18 protein-coding genes are annotated in these 19,535 nt (G+C 48.6%); 10 read left to right on the top strand and 8 right to left on the bottom strand.

All coding sequences use genetic code 11. The features are described 5' to 3' along the window. Nucleotides 1-32 precede the first annotated feature (32 nt). The 5 genes from R0I52_RS02830 (at nt 33) to R0I52_RS02810 (ending at nt 4,673) form a co-directional block, all read left to right on the top strand. Nucleotides 33-983 (top strand): metallophosphoesterase, encoded by a 951-nt coding sequence (locus R0I52_RS02830; protein ID WP_317053063.1) that lies wholly within the window; start codon nt 33-35, stop codon nt 981-983. A 142-nt stretch (nt 984-1,125) separates the two neighbouring features. Continuing rightward, complete coding sequence (purE, locus tag R0I52_RS02825; protein WP_201584144.1) at nt 1,126-1,680, top strand: 5-(carboxyamino)imidazole ribonucleotide mutase; 555 nt, start codon at nt 1,126-1,128, stop codon at nt 1,678-1,680. 262 nt (nt 1,681-1,942) lie between these two features. Further along, on the top strand, nt 1,943-3,325 hold the full coding sequence (locus R0I52_RS02820; protein WP_317053062.1) for a 5-(carboxyamino)imidazole ribonucleotide synthase: 1,383 nt from the start codon (nt 1,943-1,945) through the stop codon (nt 3,323-3,325). Then, nucleotides 3,325-3,774, top strand: coding sequence for a YaiI/YqxD family protein (locus R0I52_RS02815; RefSeq protein WP_317053061.1), 450 nt, complete (start codon nt 3,325-3,327; stop codon nt 3,772-3,774). The genes R0I52_RS02820 and R0I52_RS02815 overlap by 1 nt, the downstream gene beginning before the upstream one ends. A gap of 260 nt (nt 3,775-4,034) precedes the next feature. Beyond that, nucleotides 4,035-4,673 (top strand): NAD(P)H-binding protein, encoded by a 639-nt coding sequence (locus tag R0I52_RS02810; protein ID WP_075101765.1) that lies wholly within the window; start codon nt 4,035-4,037, stop codon nt 4,671-4,673. Between the two features lie 113 nt (nt 4,674-4,786). On the opposite strand, the gene epmA is transcribed toward R0I52_RS02810, so the two are convergent. From epmA to R0I52_RS02795, 3 genes are read right to left on the bottom strand one after another with little or no spacing between them, the layout of a single operon-like run. Further along, nucleotides 4,787-5,845: an EF-P lysine aminoacylase EpmA gene (gene epmA / locus R0I52_RS02805; RefSeq protein ID WP_317053060.1), complete on the bottom strand. Its 1,059-nt coding sequence runs from the start codon at nt 5,843-5,845 to the stop codon at nt 4,787-4,789. A gap of 44 nt (nt 5,846-5,889) precedes the next feature. After that, on the bottom strand, nt 5,890-7,047 hold the full coding sequence (locus tag R0I52_RS02800) for a 4-phosphoerythronate dehydrogenase (protein WP_317053087.1): 1,158 nt from the start codon (nt 7,045-7,047) through the stop codon (nt 5,890-5,892). 39 nt (nt 7,048-7,086) lie between these two features. After that, nucleotides 7,087-8,214 carry an AI-2E family transporter gene (locus tag R0I52_RS02795; RefSeq protein ID WP_105244748.1) on the bottom strand — a complete coding sequence of 376 codons (1,128 nt, stop codon included), beginning with the start codon at nt 8,212-8,214 and terminating at the stop codon, nt 7,087-7,089. An 835-nt stretch (nt 8,215-9,049) separates the two neighbouring features. Between R0I52_RS02795 and R0I52_RS02790 the strand changes: the two genes are divergently transcribed. Continuing rightward, the gene (locus R0I52_RS02790) at nt 9,050-10,741 is read left to right on the top strand and encodes an NAD+ synthase (protein ID WP_317053059.1); all 1,692 of its coding nucleotides are present in this window, start codon (nt 9,050-9,052) and stop codon (nt 10,739-10,741) included. Nucleotides 10,742-10,951: 210 nt separating this feature from the next. Further along, nucleotides 10,952-12,226: a hemolysin family protein gene (locus tag R0I52_RS02785; RefSeq protein ID WP_317053058.1), complete on the top strand. Its 1,275-nt coding sequence runs from the start codon at nt 10,952-10,954 to the stop codon at nt 12,224-12,226. 35 nt (nt 12,227-12,261) lie between these two features. Here R0I52_RS02785 and R0I52_RS02780 read toward each other — a convergent pair whose 3' ends face one another. Continuing rightward, a complete protein-coding gene (locus tag R0I52_RS02780; protein ID WP_317053057.1) occupies nt 12,262-12,957 on the bottom strand; it encodes a YggS family pyridoxal phosphate-dependent enzyme in 696 nt (231 codons plus the stop codon). Nucleotides 12,958-13,309: 352 nt separating this feature from the next. On the opposite strand from R0I52_RS02780, the gene R0I52_RS02775 reads away from it, so the two are divergent. Both R0I52_RS02775 and R0I52_RS02770 read left to right on the top strand, forming a co-directional pair. Continuing rightward, nucleotides 13,310-14,365: a type IV pilus twitching motility protein PilT gene (locus R0I52_RS02775; RefSeq protein ID WP_317053056.1), complete on the top strand. Its 1,056-nt coding sequence runs from the start codon at nt 13,310-13,312 to the stop codon at nt 14,363-14,365. A gap of 124 nt (nt 14,366-14,489) precedes the next feature. Further along, on the top strand, nt 14,490-15,611 hold the full coding sequence (locus tag R0I52_RS02770) for a PilT/PilU family type 4a pilus ATPase (RefSeq protein WP_317053055.1): 1,122 nt from the start codon (nt 14,490-14,492) through the stop codon (nt 15,609-15,611). Nucleotides 15,612-15,764: 153 nt separating this feature from the next. On the opposite strand, the gene fur is transcribed toward R0I52_RS02770, so the two are convergent. After that, a complete protein-coding gene (gene fur / locus R0I52_RS02765; protein ID WP_075101773.1) occupies nt 15,765-16,199 on the bottom strand; it encodes a ferric iron uptake transcriptional regulator in 435 nt (144 codons plus the stop codon). A 362-nt stretch (nt 16,200-16,561) separates the two neighbouring features. On the opposite strand from fur, the gene R0I52_RS02760 reads away from it, so the two are divergent. Continuing rightward, entirely contained in the window at nt 16,562-16,981 is a 420-nt protein-coding gene (locus R0I52_RS02760; RefSeq protein ID WP_083608584.1) for an outer membrane protein assembly factor BamE, read from the top strand. A gap of 19 nt (nt 16,982-17,000) precedes the next feature. Here R0I52_RS02760 and R0I52_RS02755 read toward each other — a convergent pair whose 3' ends face one another. From R0I52_RS02755 to R0I52_RS02745, 3 genes are all read right to left on the bottom strand, one after another. Then, nucleotides 17,001-17,333, bottom strand: coding sequence for an RnfH family protein (locus R0I52_RS02755; protein ID WP_317053054.1), 333 nt, complete (start codon nt 17,331-17,333; stop codon nt 17,001-17,003). Next, a complete protein-coding gene (locus tag R0I52_RS02750; protein ID WP_317053053.1) occupies nt 17,321-18,463 on the bottom strand; it encodes a hypothetical protein in 1,143 nt (380 codons plus the stop codon). The genes R0I52_RS02755 and R0I52_RS02750 overlap by 13 nt, the downstream gene beginning before the upstream one ends. A gap of 388 nt (nt 18,464-18,851) precedes the next feature. After that, entirely contained in the window at nt 18,852-19,520 is a 669-nt protein-coding gene (locus R0I52_RS02745; protein WP_317053052.1) for a c-type cytochrome, read from the bottom strand. Between the last annotated feature and the right edge of the window lie 15 nt (nt 19,521-19,535).

Raw genomic sequence — 19,535 nt, 5'->3', positions numbered from 1 at the left:
AGCGCATAACTTCTCCTTTATGTTGTTTCATTATGATTATAGATGTTATTGGTGATATTCACGGCTACGCAGACAAACTTGTCGGTTTGCTTAAGCAGTTGGGTTATGTCCATAATGGCCAATACTTTGTGCCGCTAAAGGGTCATCGAGCGCTGTTTATTGGCGACTTGATGGATCGCGGGCCACAGCAATTGGCGACGTTGGAGATTGTGTTTGCCATGCTAGACGCTGATGTGGCCGATGCGGTAATGGGCAATCATGAGTATAACGCGCTGGCTTTTGCCACCCCCGACCCGGACGCGCCTGGCGAGTATCTGCGCTCGCACGATGCGGTGCATACCCGTCAACACGAGGCGTTTTTGGCAGAAGTGCCTTTTGGCTCAAAGGCGCATCAGTACTGGCTCAAGCGTTTTTATGAGATTCCGTTGTGGCTTGAGACTGACTATGCCTGTTTTGTCCATGCCTGCTGGGATGTAGATAGCATGGCTGTACTAAAGCCATTGCTCACCGCAGATAATTGTCTGACGCCGCATGCGCTTGAGGTGACCTCGCGTGAGTTTAGTCCGGCCTTTGATGCGCTAGAGCGAGTGCTAAAAGGTGTGGAGACACCTTTGCCAGACGGCTTAGTGATGGTCGATAAAGAAGGCACGGAGCGCAAGCGAGTACGGGTACGCTGGTGGCTGGATGCGTTGAACCAGCGCACGCTGTACGAAATCGCTCGCGCGCCCGCCTCGGCATTGGCACAGATTCCTCAAGACGTCTTGGCTGATAATATCGATTTTGCCTTAAAGACCCACAAGCCTGTGTTTGTCGGGCATTATTGGCTGACAGGTACGCCTGAGCCACTCAGCGCGCAAGTCGCTTGCACAGATTATTCTGCCGCCGTAGACAGCGGCTATCTAACGTGCTATCAGCTTGATACGACCAAACCACTACCACTCACCGCAGATAGTTTTGTACAGTATCGTCACGATCAGCACTAAGACCGCGTATGATGAGCGCTACCTGCTAACACTTCTGTGATGCCTGAGGGGACAAAGACGCGATAATATAGCGAAACCTCAATCTTGGCTTTACGAATGCGGCAAAACTTTTGTATGATGGTCTTTTTGAGGATATCGCATCATGAGCACCCAATCAGCTACGACTCAACCTAACCCTATCGCCTCTCCTGCTGGCCAGCCAAAAGTCGGCATCATCATGGGCTCACAATCTGATTGGGCCACCATGAGCGCCGCCGCCCAGCTGCTAGCCGACTTTGATATTGCCTTTGATTGCGAAGTGGTCTCAGCGCACCGTACGCCTGATAGATTGTTTGACTACGCTAAGCGTGCAAAAGACAATGGCCTACAAGTGATTATCGCGGGTGCTGGCGGGGCGGCACATCTGCCTGGTATGTGTGCCAGCCAAACGCCGCTCCCTGTCTTTGGTGTACCGGTCAAGTCCTCCATGCTCAGCGGTTGGGACAGCCTACTCTCTATCGTACAGATGCCAAAAGGCGTGGCGGTCGGCACTCTCGCTATTGGGACAGCAGGCGCATATAACGCCGCTTTGCTGGCGATTCAAGTGTTGGCATTACATGACGAAGCGGTGGCCAGCAAGCTCGATACGCTGCGTCAGACGCAAACCGATACCATCCTTGCTAGCCCAACCCCAGGTATCATTAATCAATCCGCTTAGCTATTTATGGTATCTGGGCTGATGGCTATCATACAAAACAACGCGTGAAATAACTAGTCGAGATAACCACACGCAATAACCACTAGGAACCACCATGCAACAATATGCAAAGCCAAGCGATCACTCATCTTAGCGCGTCTAGCGATTGTTTAAAATGTGCGTTTAGCATGCGGGTTCACCCAAGAATAAGGTGCAGACATTGCGCCTTTTCCTATTTTAATACGCTCGTTTTCATCCATTATTTATTCAAAGAGTTACTATCATGACCACAGCCAATGCTTATCCTGTTACTCAAACTATCCGTACCATCGGTATCTTAGGTGGTGGTCAGCTGGGCATGATGCTCGCCCAAGCTGCGCTACCGCTCGGCTATCAATGCGTGTTTTTAGAGGACAATGCTGACTGCCCAGCCAGCCTTTATGGCACAGTATTTTCAAGCGCGCAGCTCGATGACTTTATCGCAGCGGCCGATGTCTTTACCTTAGAGTTCGAAAACACGCCAACTGCCACGGTCGAAAAACTGGCCAGCCTCTCAAAATCAGGCAACAAGCAAGGCATGTTTCCGCCGCCAGTGGCCTTAGATATCGCTCAAGACCGCTTAAAAGAAAAGCGGATGTTTAACGACTTAGCAATCGCCACGGTGCCTTTCCAAGAAGTCAGCTCTGAGGCTCAGTTAAAGCAAGCCTGCGATGAGTTAGGGCTGCCCATCGTTCTAAAAACCAGTCGCGGCGGTTATGATGGCAAAGGCCAATATGTCATCAAACAAGACAGCGATATCACCAAAGCTTGGCACGACCTCAAAGACGCGGTCAGCGGTAAAGGCAGTCTAACGCCTACCCCAGCGCCGCTGATTGCCGAAGGTTTTATCAACTTTAGCCGCGAGGTGTCTATCATTGCGGCGCGCGCCCAAGACGGTAGTGTGCGCTGTTATGATTTGGTCGAAAACCACCATCATCATGGTATTTTGGCCAAGACTCAAGCGCCTGCTGTCGGCACCAGCCACATCTTTAGCCAGGCTAAAGAAGCCATCACCACGATCATGAACCATTTAGGTTATGTAGGCGTGATGGCGCTTGAGCTGTTTGTCACCAAGGACGCGCGCGGTCATGACTATCTGCTGGCCAATGAGATTGCGCCGCGGGTACACAACTCTGGGCATTGGAGCATCGAAGGGGCAATTACCAGTCAATTTGAAAACCATATCCGCGCGGTGGTCGATTTGCCATTAGGCGATACTGATAACGTCCATCCAGCGATTATGGTCAATGTGCTGGGTCAATACCCTAACATCAGCGACGTACTGGCTATCGATGGTGCCCATTATCACAGCTACCACAAGGCTGAGCGCGACGATCGTAAAATCGCTCATATCACCTTGATGCCCAATGACGTCACTGATTTAGAGCCTTCGATGGCCAAGCTGGTCGCCATCTTACCCAACAAAGTCGGTTTGGATAAAGAGTACGCTGCCATCCAAAAGCCTCAAGAGCCGGCCAGTCCACAAACGAACAGTGCTGCCCAAAATACCAAATTGTTCGATAGCAAGGCCGCTAACACCGCTGTAACCCAAGCTACAGAGGGCCAAGTGGACAGTGAGGCGAAGGCACAGCTCACACAGGCCAAAACCACACAGGCCAAACAATAATGCAGATTTGGGTAGATGCAGATTCGGTACCATCCATTGCCAAAGACTTGATTATCAAAACTGCTGAGCGCACGCAAACGGCGGCGATATTCGTCGCCAATCAGCCGATTAAACTGCGCCGCTCACTCCTCCTTACCATGACGGTGGTACCATCGGGGTTTGATAAAGCCGATGATTATATCGTTGAGCAAATACAGGCAGGCGATCTGGCCATCACCAGCGATATTCCTTTGGCCAATGATATCTTGGACAAAGGCGCGTTGGTGCTTACCACGCGCGGCGTCATTTATAATAAAGAAAATATCAAGCAAAAGCTGAACATGCGTGACTTTATGGATACCATGCGCGGCACTGGCGTTTTAGAGCCACAAGAGATGAGTGGACAAAAGCCTTATGGCGAGCGTGACAAAAAAGCCTTTGCCGATGGTCTAAACAAGCTGGTACGCTGATCTCCCGCGTATTTCTGCGACTCTTGCAAAACCTATACACTCTATAACCAAACACTATGCAAACGGCACGCTTCATAACGAAGTGTGCCGTTTATTGTTGTTAGTCTATATGCAGTTTTTAAGATGTATGTTTTCAGACACGCTTTGATAGGGCGATGACATTGGCAACAGGCAGTATCGTTTAAAACACCGCATTATCAAATGCTCAATGATAAAAACGAAAACGTCATCGTAATTTATATATAACAATAGGAAGGCATATGAAAATTTTAGTGATTGGAGCAAGTGGCCGTGTGGGTACAGATTTGGTCGAGCAACTATTGGCAGACGACCATCAAGTCATCGGTACCACGCGTCAGGATAAAAAACTGTTTGATAACGACAATTACCGTCAGCTAGACTTAGATATCACCGCCGAAAAAGACGCCATCGCCGAGCAAATAGAGCAAGATATCGATGCGGTCTATTTTGTCGCAGGCTCAGGTGGCAAAGATGTTTTAGAAGTGGACTTACATGGCGCTGTAAAGACCATGCAAGCGGTAGAGGACAAAGGCATCAAACGCTATATCATGCTAAGCACGGTGTTTTCGTTAGACACCAGCAAGTGGGACACTCCTGGCATAGCTGATCTAAAAGAATACTATATCTGTAAGCATTATGCCGATCAGTGGCTGGTCAACGACAGCACGCTTGACTATACCATCGTACAAGCAGGGGCCCTAAAGGAACGTGCAGGTACTGGTAAAATCACCATCAACGATGACAATGCAGGCGAAAATGCGATTGCAGATGTGGCGGCGACCTTGACTGCGGTATTGGACGCAAACAATACCATCAAAAAAGTCTTTAGTCTACATAATGGTGAGACCGCCATCAACGAAGCCATCGCCACGTTGTAGTAGATAAACGACCGTTACAGCTGAAAAAGATAAAAGCGAGTCAGCCTTTTTGCTTGACTCGCTTTTTTATGATGGTCTCTTAAAAGACTTGACGCAGAACGCTTATAGCACAGTTACGCCAAACCACTAGGAAAGGCTATCACATCCTCTAAGCTGCGCGCCCCTGTTGTCACCATCAATAACCGATCGATACCAACCGCGATGCCGCTACAGGGCATCAGCGCATCAGAGGCTGCCAATAGATGCTCATCGATTGGCATGGCTGGCAGGTCATGCTGCTGACGCCGCTCATTGTCCTGCTCAAAACGCTGGCGTAACGCTGGCCCATCTGCCAGCTCATCATACGCATTGGCAATCTCGATGCCATTGATATACAGCTCAAAACGCTTGGCAACGGTATTACCTTCTTTATCCACCGCGGTCTTTGCCAGTGCTGCCGTCGCTGGTGGGTATTCAATAATCAGCGTCGGCAGATCATGACCTAAGTTTGGCTCAACGACGTGGCTAAACAGCAAGTCAAGCCAGCTTTGGCGGATGCTCTCCTCGCTCTGACCGGTGTCGTTTTTTTCGGCCTTATTGATGCCCGCATTAAAATCAAACCCCATCAGCCCTTTATCCTCTGCAACTGCTTGTAGCGTCGCAAGGCTAGCGGTCAGCGGATGAATCCCGACAAAATCCATAAAAGCATCGACATAGCGATAATGACTGAGCACCACTGCATGACCATATAGCGCTTCTAATAGCGCTCCCAGCTCGGCGGCCATATCCTCAAGGCTATAATGAGGCTGATACCACTCCAGCATGGTAAATTCGATATTATGCCGCGCTCCTATCTCATTGTCTCGAAACACAGGACAGATCTGATAAATCGGCACTTGCCAGCTGGCGAGTAAACGCTTCATGGCAAACTCAGGCGAGGTATGTAGATAGTAGGTGCGCGGCTTGTCTTGATAAGTGACCGCCGCGGCGACCGACTGCAAAAAAGTATCGGTATTGCCCGCTTGCGACAGTAGCGGCGTCTGCACCTCTAACACATGCCGCGCTGCAAAAAACTGCCGCACCTTACTCATAAAATGCGCGCGCTGCTGTGCCATGGCAAGCGTCATGGTCGGCGCATAACTGGGCTGAGAGCAAGCGTTTGGGCTTGATGTGACTGGTGCTTTGGAACTCATGATGATGTACTACAACTTTTTATAAAAACCTATGGAATATACGCCTAAAACTGCCACTCGCGGCGCAAATGATAATCACGGCGCAGCTGATCAAAAGCCGCGGCCTTTACCTGACCATCAGCGAGCGTGGCTCGCAGTGCTTTATCATCTTGCATGATGTCATAAAACTTAACCAGCCTATCAGGGTGCGCCTTTAGCTCAGACCACAAAAACATATTGAGCGGTAGCAGCTGATGCATCGACTGCACAGGGCTGATTGAGAGTTTTTCACAGAGCGCATCATAGATCATTTGAGTGCCGCGCAGCTTACCTTCCAAGGTGTAGCCGGCGATATGCGGGGTGGCAATCGCCAGTTTGCTTAGCAGTGCTTCTTCAATTTGCGGCTCATGCTCAAAGACATCGAGCACCACTTGCCGGCCGGTACGCTCAATATCCGCCTGCAAGGCAGCAGCATCGATGACGGGCCCGCGAGCACTGTTGATTAATAAGGTACTGGCTGGCATCGCATCCAGAGCGCTTTTGTCGATCAAATGCCGCGTTGGGTACTTACTGGCATGACTACTATGATTGGTACTGCCCGCCGCACTAGTCGCACTCGATTTGTCGGTCAAGGGCACATGCAGGCTGACCACATCGCTTTGTTTGATGACTTGCGCAAAGCTGGCATTATTGAGGCTTGAAGCTGGTAGCAGCGGATCATAGCCAAGCACTTGCCAGCCCAGACTACTGGCATATTGCGCCAAGGTACTACCGATATTGCCCAGTCCAATAATGCCCACTGTGGGCGGCGTCGATGACGGCGGCCAGTACTCAGGCCGCAAGGTCAAAATAGCGCTCAGCACATACTGCGCCACAGAGTGCTTGCTACAGCCTGCTGCATTAGCAAAGTGAATACGTCGCGCCGCTAAGTAATCTTGATCGACATGATCGGTGCCAATCGTCGCCGAACCGACAAACCTCACACTGTCGTTGTCTTTCAATAAATCTGCGTTGACCTGGGTCACTGAGCGTATCAGTAAGACATTGGGCTGCGTATCTGCCAATAGCTGCGCGTCGATATCGCGCCCTGCCACTTTGATCATACGCACGCGCCGACCTGTCGTCCCACTGAGCGTATTATCATTAAAAAACTCAGACAAGCTGGCGATATTGCTATCGGCCACGATGGTGAGGTCTGTTGCTGCATTTGGTTTATTTTCCATTGCCACATCCGCGTTTTTATTTAACATGGTCGTGCACCTCTATTCTGATTTAGTCACAGTTGGCAGCGTCTGAGTCTCAGACAGTACCACGTCTTGCTGAGCAAATATCTCATTTTTATGCTGAGATATCCACTCACGCCACACGGCCAGACCGATGGCTAGTACCACAGGCCCGATAAACAGACCGACAAAGCCAAACGCTGTCAGCCCGCCCAATACCCCGATAAATATAATAATAAAAGGAATCTTGGTTGCACCGCTGATGACGATAGGCCGAATCAAATTGTCCACCCAGCTAATGACAAATATCCCCCACAGTGCCAGACCGATACCTTCTACTGTATGGCCTTGGCTTAGCAGCCAGACCGACACCCCGCCCCACACAAACGGCGTCCCAAACGGAATCAAGGCAATAATAAAGGTGACGATGGTCAATAAAATAGGACTGGGCGCGCCTGAGAAATAATAGCCAATACCCGCAAGCAAAGCCTGCGCCAGCGCGGTCAGCCCGATGCCATAGACCACCGCTCGCGTCGTCGTGCCGACCGAATCAATATAGCCATCGATGCGATTGCCAATGATATTGCGCAAGGCTTGGCGTATTTGCCGTACCAAACTGGTGCCATCTCGGTAAAAAAAGAACAGCGTCATCAATGCCATACCCAGCTTGGCAAGTCCACTAAACACCACATCGAAGGCGACTTTGCCATAATATAAATGTGACTGCACCCACATCCGAAACGCTTCTAGCGTGCCCTCTGGGTTTTTATTGATGCGCCACAAGATATCTTTGACCTGCTGACCGATAACTGGCAGGTCCTTGATGGACTCTGGCACATCCAGATAGCCCACCTTGATACGATAGATCAAGTTACTGATAAGGCTCAACGCTTCTTGTTGTAAAATAAAAACCCCAATGACCAGCGGTATACCGATAATAAGTGAGATACTCACGGTCATAATCGCCGCGCTAAAGTCTGGACTGAGCTTTACTTTTTCATGAAAAAAACTATAAATAGGAAACGTCACATACGCCAAAATCGCCGCCCACAAAGCCGGCACAATAAAAAACTGTACCACCTGAAAGCACAGTACAAATAACGCAACCAATAAGGTAATGGCCAGCAGGCGCTGAATAATAAATTCTTTTGTCCAGTTTTCAATCATAGCGTATAAACCAAGGGCTGACAGCAAAGACCATCACAGCTTTGCTGACAAGTTTATAAATGGGTGATGAATATCCGTCTATAGATCATGTCCATAAGTCGTATTCACAAGCGAGGGTTTGTCCAACATTCATAGCGATAACACCATCACGATAGCAGTAGCAAGTCCTATGATACCGTAACACATTTAGCGGCCATTCTTTTTATAAAAACACACCAAAATCAAAGCGATTATCAACCCTCATTATGCAATAAAATATCCCAAATAAATAACGCTATGTTGTAATCTTTACTTACAACTTTCTCTATACAATCTTACCGAGCTATGAGCACAATAACCACACTGCATCATAGGGTTTTGGTCGATAAAAACCATCACCGACAGCAGCGCGCTTCTACCCATTTGCAGCAGATACCTCATCAGGTAATTCACCGGCGCGTTCTATTTGTCACGGTAATTGATGTTATACTAAAGCGATTATTTTACGCTTTTTGGGCGCATCAATGGCAATCCACCATAAAATAAAGACCGTTACAAAGCCGCTATCACATGGACATCGCCATTTTGATATCAAATCAAGAGGTTAGCGTCGTGTTATCGATGACGCTAATTTGAGAGATTAGCAGAATATTGGCGCACGTATCAGGTGCCGCTTTACGCCTTCTCTCAAAGCGAAAGTTTCATCTAGGCGCTGTATGATTTAATAATCAAGCGGTCTATACCAGTGCTGTATAACCGCATTATTTTGCATAAATGTTGTTTGAATGAATGTTGGATTTTTAGACCCACACTGCCTGACCACATTTTAAATACTATATCGATAGGAAAAATAACAATGTCAAAAGACACTGATAATCCCAATCTAAACCCCTCGAGCGAGGCCAGTCATACCAGCAAGCCGCCAGAGACCGTTACTTTTGCACTGGCGCAGTCACACTTTTTGGTCGGTGATATCACCGCCAACGCCGAAAAAATGCGTACCTTAGCGCTGCAAGCACGTGAGCAAGGCGCCGACGTTATCGTCTTTCCAGAGCTGTCCTTATTGGGCTACCCACCACAAGACCTATTGCTGCGCCCAAGCTTGTCAGGCCGCGTCAAAAGCGCGCTATCTACCCTAAGCGATATCGACGACATCGTCATGATTGTCGGCTATCCGCACGTCGATCATCACGGTACTTTCAACTCAGCGGCCATCTTACATAATGGTCATCAAAAAGGCTTTTATCATAAGCAAATTTTGCCAAATTATGGCGTGTTTGATGAACGCCGCTACTTTGATAAAGGCCGCAATCAAGTACTGTTTGACTATAAAGGTATCACCATCGGTCTGCTCATCTGTGAAGACTTGTGGGAAAAAGGCCCAGTCGCTGAGCTAAAAAAACAAGGCGCTGATATGATCGTCAGCCTAAACGCCTCACCGTTTGAGATCGAAAAACAAGAAAACCGCAAGACCATGCTGGCCAAGCGCAGCCGCGAAAACGACTTGCCTATTATCTATATCAATGCCGTGGGCGGACAAGATGACTTGGTGTTTGATGGCGGCTCGATGGTGATACAAGCAGATGGCAGCGTCGCCCACGAAGCGCCGCGTTTTATGAGCCAATTACTGCTGGCCACTTTAGATGTCAAAACAGCCAAGTTCGACAGCCAAACCAAAGCGCCACTGAGCTTGAGCCGCGAGTCGGAGATGTATCAAGCATTGGTGGTGGGGCTACGTGATTATGTCAATCTTTCAGGATTTTCAGGTGTCATCGTCGGCCTGTCAGGCGGTATCGATTCTGCCTTGACGCTTTGTATCGCGGTCGACGCGCTGGGCGCAGATAAAGTCTATGCAGTGATGATGCCGTACGAATATACCTCACAGATCAGCTTAGAGGACGCGCAAGCACAAGCGCGCCGCTTAAACGTTTCTTATACTGTCTGCCCAATCTTTGATGCGGTGGAAGGTATCCGTCATACCCTAGCGCCACTGTTTAATAAATCGCCTGCTGATACCACCGAAGAAAACATCCAAGCGCGCGCGCGCGGTGTGGTACTGATGGCACTGTCCAACAAGTTCGGTCATCTGGTCATCACCACTGGCAACAAGTCAGAGCTGGCAGTTGGTTACTCAACATTATATGGCGACATGGCAGGCGGTTTTGATGTACTAAAAGACGTCTATAAATCACAAGTATATAAGCTGGCAAGCTACCGTAACCGCCTAGAAGACACGCCTGTGATTCCAGAGCGCGTCATCACACGGCCGCCGTCCGCTGAGCTGCGTCCTGACCAAAAAGACCAAGACAGCCTGCCTGATTATGATGTATTGGACAGCATCTTGATGTCGTATATCGATGAAGACATGGGCTATCAAGAAATCGTCGATAAAGGGTTTGAGGCAGCTATGGTGGCCAAGGTCATCAAGATGGTGGACAACAGCGAATACAAACGCTGTCAGGCTCCTATCGGCACCAAAATCAGCCACAAAGCCTTTGGCCGTGAGCGCCGCTATCCACTGGTCAATAAGTGGTCAATCAAAGGCTAAACGCTCAGCGCTTTCGTCTTTAGTGTCTAAGTCTTTACTAACTTAGAAGCTAGAGCAGCGCTTAATATTATTTTACCTCCTTATGATTAGCTGGGTGCTTGCCCAGCTTTTTTGGTTTTTATACATAAGGACTCTATACCCATGCTGTTTTTCTTTTTATGCTAATTCTTCATTATCTTTAATGAATCTTACCTTTCTACCGAGTCTGTCATGAGTTTGCTAACCGCTAGTGTGTTTCTGCTTTTATTACTTGCCTTGAGTGCCTTTGTCTCTGGCGCTGAGATTGCCATTGCTGCTGCTCGCAAGATCAAGCTACAAATCATAGCAAAAGAAGGAGAAGTACGCGCCCTTGATGTGCTACATATGCAAGAAAATCCTGGTGGCTTTATCACCGTGGTGCAGGTGGTGTTAAACGCCGTTGCCATCTCCGCCGGCGCCATCGGTGAGTCTGCTATCAGCCCTTATTTTCAATTGGTGGTAAAAAACGAAGCCGTCTCGTCAGTCACCTCCTTTGTCCTCATCACCAGCATGTTTTCTTTGCTCGCAGACTTGATGCCCAGACGCTTGGCGATGTCCAATGCCGAGGCTTTTGCCGTGCGCTTGGTGCGGCCAATGATGGCGCTGACATTTATCTTCAAACCTGTTATTTGGGTATTTGACGGCGCGGCCAATATATTGTTTAAGTTTTTTGGTATCTCCACCATTCGTCAAGATGACATCACGCCAGAAGACATCTATGCGGTGATGGATGCTGGTGCCGAGGCAGGCGTGCTCAAAAAACAAGAGCATCATTTGATAGAAAACATCTTTGAGATGCAGGAGCGTACCGTCACTTCAGTGATGAACCCGCGCGAGCATATCGTGTATTTCGATACCAAAATGAGCACCGAGCAAATCGTCGAGACGATGATTGAACAGCCGCACAATAAGTTTTTGGTCTGTCATGACGATGATTTAGAGCATATCATCGGCTATGTCGAATCTCGTAGTTTTTTGGCGTTGGTACTCAATAAACAAGAAGTCAGCCTCACGGACAAATCCCTGATAAAACCAGCGCTGTTTGTGCCAGACACCTTGTCATTGTTTGAAGTGCTGGAGATGTTTAAATCCACAGGTGCTGACTTTGCCGTCATCGTCAATGAGTATGGCTTGGTGGTGGGCGTCATTACCTTGAGAGATGTCATGAGCATCGTCATGGGCGAGCTTGTGACATTAGAGGAGCAGCCTATCGTTCAGCGCACCGACAACTCATGGCTGATCGATGGTATGACGCCTATCGAAGATGTGGTGCGCGCGCTCGATATCGTCAATCTGCCGCGCAACCAAAACTATGAAACCATCAGCGGCTTTATGATGTATATGCTGCGCAAAATCCCCAAAAAGACCGACTCTATCGAATACGCCAATTATCGTTTTGAGATCATCGCCACCGACAACCTCAAAATTACCCAAATGCTGGTCACCAGACTTGATGAGACAGGGTAACTGGAGAATGGTTAGAGAGAAGATAGGACAAGCATCTACTCTCGCGACCCAAATATGGCGGTACCCACGCGCACCATCGTCGAGCCATGAGCGATGGCGTCCGCCATGTCCCCACTCATGCCCATGCTCAGCGTATCCCAATGCACCAAGTCTGGGTGCTTATCTTTAATGTCTTCAAACAGCTGCTGGGTACGGGCAAAGGCATTGGTATCTGTCTTGGCAGGGATAATCATCAGTCCGCGCAGTATCAGACGCTCATAGCGCTTCATGGCACTTATCAGCTCAGGCAAATCGGCTGGCAGACAGCCTGACTTACTGTCTTCATCATCAATATTGACCTGCACCAATACGTTCAATGGCGGTAAATCCTCTGGCCGCTGATCATTTAAGCGCTTGGCGATAATACCGCGCTCGACCGTTTGTACCCAATCAAAATGCTCAGCGATGGCACGGGTTTTGTTGCGCTGAATACTGCCGATGTAATGCCAAACGATATGCTCAGCGTCAGGTTGACTTTGTAGCTCATTGATTTTTTCGAGCGCTTCTTGTAAGTAGTTTTCGCCAAAGTGGCGCTGACCTTGCTGCGCCAGAGTCGCGATCATCTGTGCAGGTTTGGTTTTGGAGACGGCCAGTAGTGTTACCTGCTCGGCTTGAGAGTCCGCTTGCTCACAAGCTGCCACCACCTGTGCATGAACGCGTTGCCAATTGTCGATTAAGTATTGCTTATCCATAGTATTTTCGCTGTTGTTATATAGGTTTGTTTATAAGCTTCGCCCGTTGTGGTTGGGTCTAACAGCTGGGTCTGACATTAACTGTCTCACTCCTCATCCTGCGACCTACAACGCTAGACGAATTTTACATTTTCTTTGGGCAGTAGATGGTTAAATGCCAGCAGTCTTGTTATGATATTGTTACATGGTCTAACATATGCTACTGAATATAAGCGTCATGGTAAAGACAGGGTAGGCTGGCGGATCACCTTATTCAAGGCTGTGTCCTGCTGCGCTAGATATTAGCATCACACTATCATTGGCTTTTATCATCTTTTGTTTGACCTTTTTTGACTGATAGGACTATCCGATTATGGCTGAAAAAAACACCTTAAGCATCGAAGACTTGTTGCGTTTTACGGTTAAACATAAAGCATCTGATTTACATATTTCAGCCGGTATGCCCGCCATGATTCGTGTCGATGGCGAGATGACGCGCATCAATATGCCAGCGATGACGCATCAATCGGTGCATCAGCTGATTTATGACATCATGAATGACAAGCAGCGCGCCGATTTTGAGGAGTTTTTTGAGACGGACTTTTCTTTTGAGATTCCCAATCTTGCCCGCTTTCGGGTAAACGCTTTTAATCAAAACCGCGGCGCAGGTGCTGTGTTTCGTACCATTCCCTCTAAGGTCCTAACGATGGAAGATTTGGGGATGGGCGATGTGTTCAAACGCGTGTCAGACTTCAAACGCGGCGTGGTGCTGGTGACTGGCCCGACCGGCTCTGGTAAATCCACGACGCTGGCAGCCATGATTGATTATATCAATGAGAGCCGCAAAGAGCATATTTTAACCATCGAAGACCCCATCGAATTTGTCCATGAATCGAAAAAAAGCCTCATCAACCAGCGCGAAGTACACCGCGACACCTTGGGGTTTGAGCCAGCCTTACGCTCGGCACTGCGTGAGGATCCCGACGTTATCTTGGTGGGTGAGCTACGTGACCTTGAGACCATTCGCTTGGCACTAACAGCAGCTGAGACCGGTCACTTAGTCTTTGGCACCTTGCACACCAGCTCAGCGGCCAAAACCATTGACCGTGTGATTGATGTGTTCCCTGCCGCCGAAAAAGACATGATTCGCGCCATGCTCTCAGAGTCGCTACAGGCAGTCATCTCACAGACCTTGCTGCGCCGTCAAGCGGGTGGCCGTATCGCCGCACACGAGATCATGCTGGGTACGCCAGCCATCCGTAACCTCATTCGCGAAAACAAAATCGCCCAGATGTATTCGGCGATTCAAACAGGCGCAGGCGACGGTATGATCACCCTTGACCAGACTTTAAAAAACCTCGTGGCCAAAGGCACCATCAGCAAAGACGTGGCGCGCCCTTATGCCAAGCAGCCTGAGACTTTTTTATAGGCGGTGATTTGCCATTAAGACAGCACTGACGCAGTGCTCTGCAGTATCAGCATCACTGCGGGCATCACGTATCACATAATTTTAGATATTTTTTTAGGCGATTGACATCGAAAGCGGGTACAACATGGACATTGATAAACTATTGCAGTTAATGATCAATAAAAACGGCTCTGATCTTTTTATTACTGCTGAAGTGGCACCTTCGATGAAGGTGAATGGCAAGATATTGCCTGTGGGTAAGACCCCGCTGACCCCTGCCCAAACCCTAAAACTGGTCCAAAGTGTCATGACGGCCAGTCAGCGGCAAGAGTTTGAAGAGACCAACGAGTGTCAGTTTGCCATCACTGATGAAGCCAAGCAGGCACGTTTTCGGGTCAGCGCGTTTGTACAGCGCGACATGGCTGGGATGATTTTGCGTAAAATCGAAAACAAAATCCCAACCGTCGAAGAGCTGCGCCTGCCACCTGTCCTCAAAGAGCTGGCGATGAAAAAGCGCGGTATCATCCTATTGGTCGGTGCGACAGGTACGGGTAAATCGACGACGCTTGCTGCCATGATCGGCCATCGCAACCAGAACTCGCAAGGCCATATCATTACCATCGAAGACCCAATCGAGTTTGTCCACAAGCATCGCGGCTGTATCATTACCCAGCGCGAGGTCGGTATCGACACCCACTCTTTTGAAGCAGGTTTAAAAAACACCCTGCGCCAAGCCCCTGATGTCATCTTGATTGGTGAGATTCGTAACCGCGAGGTCATGAGCTACGCGATTCAGTATGCTGAGACGGGACATTTGGTATTTGCCACACTGCACGCAAACAACGCCAACCAAGCCATTGATCGTATCATTCATTTTTTTGAGACCAGCCGTCACAACCAGCTGTTTATGGATTTGTCGCTCAACCTGCAAGCGATCATCGCCCAACAGCTCATCCCAACGCCGGATGGCAAAGGGCGACGCGCGGCGATTGAGATTTTATTAAACTCCCAGCTCATCAGCGACTATATCCGTAAAGGCGAGATTCACGAGATTAAAGATGTGATGAAGCGTTCACGAGAGAGTGGCATGCAGACCTTCGATCAGGCACTGTTTGATTTATATGAGAACGGCGAGATTACCTATAAAGAAGCGATCTTGCATGCTGAATCACCAAACGATTTGCGCCTAAAAATCAAGCTCAGTAGCAAAAACAGCGCCCACCTTTTAGACGAAGGCGCAGATGGTTTGTCGCTAGATATCACATAAGCTTAGCGCTTCAATTAAGCCCATAAAAAAGCCCTCACAAAAATCGTGAGGGCTTTTTGCTGCGTGCTAGTATTTAAGTGTTTAAACATTAAACAAATAACAAAACGGTTAAAGGTGATAAAGCCTTATCAGACTTTGATAACTTAACCGCTATTATTTGACGCTGTCCTTACATTCTTGATCATCACAAATACCGTATAGCACCAGTGAGTGACCCGATAATTTAAAACCATGCGACTCTGCAACTTTGAGCTGCTCCTCTTCGATAGCTTCATTATGAAACTCGACAATTTTGCCGCAGTGGTCACAGACCAAGTGGTCATGATGTTCTTCTTGGGTGATCTCAAACACCGATAGATTGTTTTCAAAGTTGTGACGCTCGACGATGCCCGCTTGTTCAAACTGGGTCAATACTCGATACACCGTGGCCAGCCCCACATCTTCGCCTTGGTCGATCAGCGCCTTGTACACCTCTTCGGCACTCATATGATGCAGCTCTGCATTTTCTAGCAGTTCTAAAATTTTGATACGTGGTAAGGTGACCTTCAACCCTGCTTTGCGTAAATCTTGATTGGTAAAAGAAGCCATAATATCCCTTGTGACTGTGACAGTCTTAGCAAATAAAGAACCAAAAAATAGGAGGTAGATAAGCTAAAAAATTACTTTATAAAACGTGTTTTATCTAAGACATGCCAAACATGCCTTTTGCAATTCATTGATATCTCGCGTATGACCCTTGCTTATCTTCAACGCCTATATGGTCTATCATTTCGCCGAAAATATCAATGCAAGTCTATGAATTTAAAAAACAAATAACCAAATCGCCTCGATAGCATTTGGTAAATAATGTCGTAAGTGGTAGGCAATTGCAAGTAAATGACGTATCATTTGTTCAAGATAGTCGGCCAGACACCTTAGCATTGATGGTGGCCGCACCTAACCCATTTCTTATGAGTCATCTTACCATGATAAAGACATTAACTTTTCGTCCGTTCAGCCCTGCACGCGCATTACGTAACATTATTCTAACTAGTATGCTCAGCGCTACCGTCGCGATGTCCGGCTGCTCTTTACTGAGTGTTTATAAGATTGATTTACCACAAGGCACTGCCATCACCCAAGCTCAAGCACAAAAGCTGCAAGTGGGCATGAACCAAAACCAAGTGCTATACATCCTCGGCAGTCCCGCGATTAAAGATACCCTAGAGCCAAAGCGCTGGGACTATATCTACGACTATCAAGCGGGCACCGAAGGCCAACGCCAAGGCATTGCTGATGTCAAAAATGCCAGCCAACACCTGATTGTCTACTTTGATGATAATGGCTTGGTCAGCCGCATTGAGGGTATAGAGAGCTTGCCTGCGTCATAATGTAAAGGCTGACAAGCCGCTAGATTCGTGATTTGTTTTTGCGCTGAGACATCGGATCAGCGCTCAAACTACGATAGACTTCGATACGATCAAAAGGCTGCAAGCAATAGCTAAGCGGCTGTTTTTTTGCATAGACACCCACATGCCAGCGCTTCGCCATTGGGGTTGCCACCTCCGCCATCTCCTCGCACCACACGGCCAAAGCGGCAAACTGCGTCAGCCACCCTGCTTGCGATAGCGCTTCATACAGCGTGGTATCAGGGCGTACCTGTAGTGACTTGTAGTGCTGACGCGTGGCATCCTCGGCATAGGCCAGATATACGGTGATAGCGTCGTTATTTAGCTCAGCCACTGTAGCACCCAACCCAGTAATGCCAATATCAGAGCCAGTGGTACCACCAACCGTATCGCCACGCGCCACAAGTTATAAAACCCTTCACTACCGAAATTAAGCGACTTGCGCAAATGACTGATTTTCATTTGCCAGCCAGCAAATATCGATAGTAGCAGCACCGCGACACTACTGATAATGACCAAAATACCGACCAACCAAGTGGCAGGAATCGCCACAACTAACGCCAATGCCACCACTAAAGTGATCACCAAACTCACCACCAGCCCAAACTTATGCGCCAGCTGCTGAGTACTATAGTGCAGCAAATAACTGACAACGAATAGCACCCCTACCCAGTACAATAGCTGAGCGATAGGCGGCAATGCCATGCCACTGACAAACAAAGCCATCATCCCGACCAGTAGCTGCAGTATCCAAATCGGTAGCACCAGCTTGGTCGCACGCGGCTCGGCGGCCAGACGGCTACGAGCAGGTTTTTGGGCATTGTAATTGTCCACGCCGACGGCTGTCACTGACTGCTTGCTGGCCAAGCTTTGACCGAACCAATACAGCCCCGTACCCGCCCCCACACTGACCAGCGCCAAGGCAACCGCGCGCGCCCACTCGCCTAAGCTCACCTCTGTCATGGCAAAGTCAATATTTGGCAGTCCATTGACCGCACCCAGCAGTAACCCCGCAACCATCAATCCCAGACCAATCGGTAACGGCGCGACACCCACTAAGCTCAGCAATACAGCGATGACCATCAGACCTGCCGCCATTGCAAAGCTCGGTAGCGCAGGCGCGCTATCAAGCGCCGTCAAAGCCACCAAGATACCTGTACTAGCGCCCGAGATGACCAGCGCAGCGATGACAATCGACACCAGTGCCGCAAGCCAACCAAAACTGCGCCATATCGGACTAGCATCCGCCTCGCGGGTCAGCTTTTGCATACCAGCCAGTGGCGCATCGACGCTCCGATACGCCAGCGCTATCTCTGCATACACCACAGGCAGCGATACCAATACCATCGCCAGCAGCCACAATAGCCAAAAATCTATCTCACCGACTGAGGCAGGAGCAAACCAGCGAAACAACAGTAACGGCAGCAAGGCAGCAATGAAGTAAGAAGCATAACGGATCATCATAATCTAAATCCAAATGAGCTAGGGCGTGTCATCGTTTATGTCATTGACTATATAGCTAAGGTGTAAAATATTGAGCTTACAACAACAGATCTTAAAGCAACGAAGCTTTTAACAAGCTAATTGACGACACGCGCTTAAGTGAGGAACAGTAATTTATCACGATACAACATCATGTATCTTATAAAAACAAGCCCCTATAAGGGGTTTTATCTTTATAAGGTCATGATAGTGATAATATAAGGGAGCAGCAGTTATAAAAAAACCCCGAAATCGGGGTTTAATCATTAAATAATGCTTCATTATCACATAATAACGACTGGCTATCAGGCCCTCATCAGCAAATCAACGGACAACCGCGCTCTGTGGTCTATGCCGTGATTGCTACAGATTAGTGAACGGCACTAATGTAGTCTGATAGGATACGAATATCACGATCTGATAGCTTCGATGCTACCGTCTGCATCATACCCATCTCGCCTTCTTTGGCAGCGTCGTTGATACGTTTTTGCTCATCGCTATCGATATCATCAGCGCGGCCTGCGGCGCGGAACAGTTTTAGCTGAGTTGAGATATACTCGGCATGCTGGCCACCTAAGCGCGGAAATGCTGCCCACTCGTTACCAGCGGCATCTGGACCATGACAGCCTGCACAGCCGATCACGCCGCGCGACTTATCGCCGCCTAAATAGAGTTTGGTAGCTTCTTGGTTGGTCGCAGGGTTACCAAAACCGACACCCCAAGGCGCTTGGCTGGCATAATAACCTGCCACATTGGCTAGGTCTTGCTGAGATAAGTTGGCGACTTGCGATTGCATGATGCCGTTTTTACGATAGCCTGTTTTAAAATCGACCAACTGCTTATAGAGGTATTTTACGTTTTGGCCACCCAAGTTAGGCTGCGCAGGGACAACGCTAACACCATCAACACCGTGACAAGCAGCGCAGACGGTCTCTGCAATCTTCTTGCCTGCATCGACGTCATGCTCAGGAACAATAATAGCAGCTTGTACGCTGAAACTTGCAACGCATAAGCTGGCAGCAGCGATTAACTTTTTCATTGATACAAATCCTAC

This window comes from Psychrobacter sp. CAM01 (genome assembly GCF_032842965.1).
Classification (GTDB): Bacteria; Pseudomonadota; Gammaproteobacteria; order Pseudomonadales; family Moraxellaceae; genus Psychrobacter; species Psychrobacter celer.
The sequence above is the reverse complement of the archived record's forward strand: the minus strand, read 5'-3'. Positions and strand labels throughout refer to the sequence as shown.